General features: G+C 70.2%; 4 protein-coding genes and 1 riboswitch. All 4 genes read right to left on the reverse strand.

The genetic code is table 11. From position 1 onward, the window contains the following. Positions 1-15: 15 nt before the first annotated feature. A complete protein-coding gene (rsgA, locus tag C1I98_RS35715) occupies positions 16-1134 on the reverse strand; it encodes a ribosome small subunit-dependent GTPase A (protein WP_111171715.1) in 1119 nt (372 codons plus the stop codon). Positions 1135-1498: 364 nt separating this feature from the next. Beyond that, the gene (gene glyA, locus C1I98_RS35720) at positions 1499-2746 is read right to left on the reverse strand and encodes a serine hydroxymethyltransferase (protein WP_111171716.1); all 1248 of its coding nucleotides are present in this window, start codon (positions 2744-2746) and stop codon (positions 1499-1501) included. Positions 2747-2769: 23 nt separating this feature from the next. Further along, positions 2770-2855, reverse strand: a riboswitch (ZMP/ZTP riboswitch). 53 nt (positions 2856-2908) lie between these two features. Further along, positions 2909-3754: a YihY/virulence factor BrkB family protein gene (locus C1I98_RS35725; protein WP_233508467.1), complete on the reverse strand. Its 846-nt coding sequence runs from the start codon at positions 3752-3754 to the stop codon at positions 2909-2911. 261 nt (positions 3755-4015) lie between these two features. Further along, the gene (locus C1I98_RS35730; protein WP_111171718.1) at positions 4016-4411 is read right to left on the reverse strand and encodes a YccF domain-containing protein; all 396 of its coding nucleotides are present in this window, start codon (positions 4409-4411) and stop codon (positions 4016-4018) included. Between the last annotated feature and the right edge of the window lie 147 nt (positions 4412-4558).

The raw sequence follows: 4558 nt of genomic DNA on the forward strand, positions 1-4558 counted from the left end.
GGAGGGTGGCGGGGGTCAGGGGCGGTTGCGGCCGGTGCGGCGCATCTCCTTGTGGATGATCTTCCATTTTCTGGTCTGCTCGCTGCGGAGCCGGGCGTCGGTCCGGGCCGCCATCCAGGCCGCCTCGCGCTGGAGTTTGTGCCAGCTCGCAAGCCGCCGCTCGGCCAGTTCCCCCGAGTCCACCGCCGCCAGCACCGCGCACCCCGGCTCGCTCTGGTGGCCGCAGTCGGCGAACCTGCACCCCTGAGCCAGCGCCTCGATGTCGGAGAAGACCAGGTCGACCCCGTCGCTCATCTCATAGAGGCCCACCCTGCGGATGCCGGGCGTGTCGATGACCAGCCCGCCGCCGGGCAGCGGGATCAGCTCTCGGTGCACGGTGGTGTGCCTGCCTCGCCCGTCTCCCGCCCTGACCTGCTGGGTCTCCATGACCTCCGCGCCCGCCATGGCGTTGACCAGCGTGGACTTGCCCGCCCCCGACGGCCCCAGCACGACCGCCGTCTTCGCCCCGGACAGGTGCCCGCGGACCTCGTCCACGCCCTCGCCGTTCATCGCCGAGACGGCGTGGACGTCGACGCCGGGGGCCGCGCCCCGTACATCGTCGAGCAGGTCGTCGAGCCCCAGGTGAAGCAGGTCGGTCTTGGTGATCACCACGACGGGCGTGCCGCCGCTCTCCCAGGTCAGGGCCACCAGCCGCTCCACCCGGCCGAGGTCGGCCAGGTCGGTGGCGTGCATCGCCGGCTCGGCCACGAAAACCACGTCTACGTTGGCGGCGAGCACCTGGCCCTGGCCGTCGCCGGACAGCCCGCCGCGTGAGTCACGGCTCACCCCGCCCCTGACGAAGGCCGTGCGCCGAGGTAGCAGCGCGACCAGTTCGTGCCGCCCCTCGGGCAGCGCCCGCAGCGCGGCCCAATCGCCCACGCACGGCAGTGCCAGCGGGTCGGCCGCGGCGGCCCGCCGAACCTGGGCGGAGTACTGGACCTGATACTGACCGGTGGCGGCGATCACCTCGGCCGCTCCCCGGTCGACCCGCGCCACTCGCGCGGGGGTGGTGCCCTCGGGCAACTCGGCGGCGAGTGAGTCGTCCCAGCCGAGCAGGGAAAGATCGAAAGAACCAGCGTCAACTGGCAGAGACATCGGTGCATCCTTTGTTTCGCGGGATGCCGCGCGAAACGCGCCTGGCCTCGCTCAGGCCGGCGCGGGCATCCCAGAGGTGAGTGACGTCGCAGGGCACATCAGAAAGACCCGCATGGTCCTCACCTCCAACCGATGCCATGGCCGCCCACACCAGACGACCGCTTGTCACGAACCCTACCGGAAACCGATCCGAGCGTCACTCCGATATCCGCCCGCCGCATCCCCCGCCTGGGGCCGAACCAAGCACCCATCACCCCGGGGCGGACACTCGCCGTCGCTCCCCTGGGGCCGGAACCGGCGGTGCCGTTCCCCCGCCTGGGGCCGGAAGCGAGCGCCCGCCGCGAGGCGGGCGCTCGGCGTTCTGCTACAGGCCCGGGGTCGGGAAGCGGGCGGTCAGTTCGGTGACCTCGTTCCTGACGCGGGTGATGACCGCCTCGGCATCGCCCTTGGCGAGTGCCCCGACGACCTCGTCCATCCAGGCGCCGATCTGCCGCATCTCGGCCTCGCCCATCCCGCGCGAGGTCACCGAGGGGGTGCCGATACGGATGCCGGAGGGGTCGAAGGGCTTGCGAGGGTCGAACGGGACCGTGTTGTAGTTGGTCTCAAGTCCGGCCCGGTCGAGCGCCTGGGCGGCGGGCTTGCCCGCCACGCCCTTGGAGGTGAGGTCGATCAGGATGAGGTGGTTGTCGGTGCCACCGGACACCAGGTCGAACCCGCGCGCCAGCAGTTCCTCGGCGAGGGCCTTGGCGTTGGTCACCACCTGGTGGGCGTAGGTGGAGAAGTCCGGCTGGGCCGCCTCGTGCAGCGCCACCGCGATGGCGGCGGTGGTGTGGTTGTGCGGGCCGCCCTGCAGGCCGGGGAAGACGGCCTTGTTGAGGGCGGTCGCGTGCTCGTCCGCGGAGGCCATCAGCATCGCGCCGCGCGGGCCGCGCAGCGTCTTGTGGGTGGTGGTGGAGATGACGTCGGCGTGCCCGACCGGTGTCGGGTGCGCGCCGCCCGCCACCAGGCCCGCGATGTGCGCGATGTCGGCGGCCAGCACCGCGCCGACCTCCTGGGCGATCGAGGCGAACGCCGGGAAGTCGATCTGGCGCGGGATCGCGGTGCCGCCGCAGAAGATCAGCTTGGGCCGGTGCTCCAGGGCGAGCGCCCTGACCTCGTCCATGTCGATGCGGCCGGTGTCCTGGCGCACGCCGTACCGGACCGGGTTGAACCACTTGCCGGTCGCCGACACCGACCAGCCGTGGGTCAGGTGGCCGCCGAACGGCAGGCCCATGCCGAGCACCGTTTCACCCGGCTGGAGGAACGCCAGGTAGATGGCGAGGTTGGCGGGCGAGCCGGAATAGGGCTGGACGTTGGCGTGCGCGACGCCGAACAGCGACTTGGCCCGCTCGATGGCCACGCTCTCGATCTGGTCGATGACCTGCTGGCCCTCGTAGTAGCGGCGGCCGGCGTAGCCCTCGGAGTACTTGTTGGTGAGGACCGTGCCGGTGGCTTCGAGCACCGCCTTGGAGACGTAGTTCTCCGACGGGATGAGCTTGACGGTGCCGGCCTGGCGGCGTTCTTCGGCCCCGATGAGCTCGGCGATCCGCGGATCGACCTGGGCGAGACTCATTTCTCCTCCTTGAGTTGAGATCCCGCGAAGACCCAGGCGCACGGCCTCCGCCCCAATCGCTCCCCGGTGGTTTGTCCCCACCCCTGACGCGCCAGTCGCGACGCTTTTAGACGATAGCGGATGTGGCAGGCCCGGGATCTGGCTCGGGCGCTGCAAGCCGAATCAACGCGCCGTACGGCCGGGGCGCGGCGCCCCCTCGACCGGCCACAGCCGGTCCACCTCGGCGTTGAGCGTGGCCCCGATCAGCACCGCCAGCGCGGTGATGTAGAGCCACAGCAGCACCGCGATGGGCGCGGCCAGCGAGCCGTACACCGACAGCGGGGTGAACCAGGCGGCCAGCACGGCGCGCAGCACGGCGGCGCAGATGATCCAGATGACCAGCGCGAGCACCGCGCCGGGCACCTCCCGCCACCAACGCGTACGCACCGGCACGCTCACGTGGTAAAGCACGGTGAGGAACAGCACCGAGCCGGCCACGAGCACCGGCCAGTAGAGCACGTCCACCATGACGGCGTAGGGCGCGGGGATGACGCCGACCAGCAGGGTCGGGCCCACCACCAGCACCGGCATCACGATGGGCGCGATCAGCAGCGCGACGATGTAGAGGCCGAAGGACATGATCCGGGTCCGGATGATGCCGCGCTTCTCACCGAGGCCGTAGGCGACCGAGATGAGGTCCACGTACACGAACAGCGCCCGGGAGCCCGACCACAGCGACAGCAGGAAGCCCAGCGAGATCAGCGGGACCTGGCCGCCGCCGAGCACGTCGTCCAGCAGCGGGGTCACCACCCGGTCCACCGCGTTGTCGGTGAACAGTACGTGCGCCTGTTCCTCGATGTTCCTGCGCACCTCCTGGACGACATCGGGCCCGAGGAAGGTGCTCAGGTGCGCCAGGATGCCGATGAGCCCGAGCACGAACGGGGGCAGCGACAGCAGCGCGAAGAACGCCGCCTCTCCGGCGAGACCGGTCACCCGGTAGGCGACGCCCGCCATGGTGGTGGCCCGCACCACGGCCCATGTGCGGGTGCCGGCGATCCGGCGGAGTTCGGTCCGGGCGTGATTAAGGGCCGTCCGGGGAACGCGCCGGATCAGGCGCGCCCAGCGTGCCAGGCTACGCGTTTTGTCGCGTTTGCCGCCTCGCGCGCCCTTTGCCCCCTGTGAGGGGGCGTCGGTTGACGTCATGGCACCCAACGGTCACGGCTGCGGGCGATTCGGCCCGCCGATAAGGAACGTTTCGCAGACTACCCGGGCCCACACCCGGCTAACGAGTCATCTGGGCAGGTAATACGGGTCGTCCACGGACACGATCCGGGCACCGAGGGGAAGCAGGGAGATCGGGATCATCTTGAGGTTGGCGATCCCCAGCGGGATGCCGATGATCGAGATGAACAGCGGGATCGCGGTCACCACGTGCCCGATGGCCAGCCAGATCCCGCCGAAGATCAGCCAGATCACGTTCGCGATCGTGGTCAGGCAGCCCGAGGACGGATCTCGCTGGATGGTGCGCCCGAACGGCCACAGCGCGTACGCCGCGATCCTGAACGAGGCCACGCCGAACGGGATGGTGATGATCAGAATGCAGCAGATGATGCCCGCCAGGACGTAACCGGCGGCCAGCCATACCCCAGCGAAGATCAGCCAGATCACGTTCAGAAGGGTGCGCATGCCCTGATACTGCCCCCTCCACCTAGTGGAGACGCGGTGCCCGAACGGGAAATAATGAGGATGTGATCTGCCAGAAGTGCAAGGAACGCCGGCACGACGAGTGCCGGGGCGGCTCCTGGTGCGACTGCCAGCACCAGCCGCCCCGCC

The sequence above is a fragment of the Spongiactinospora gelatinilytica genome (genome assembly GCF_003236385.1).
Taxonomy (GTDB): domain Bacteria; phylum Actinomycetota; class Actinomycetes; order Streptosporangiales; family Streptosporangiaceae; genus Spongiactinospora; species Spongiactinospora gelatinilytica.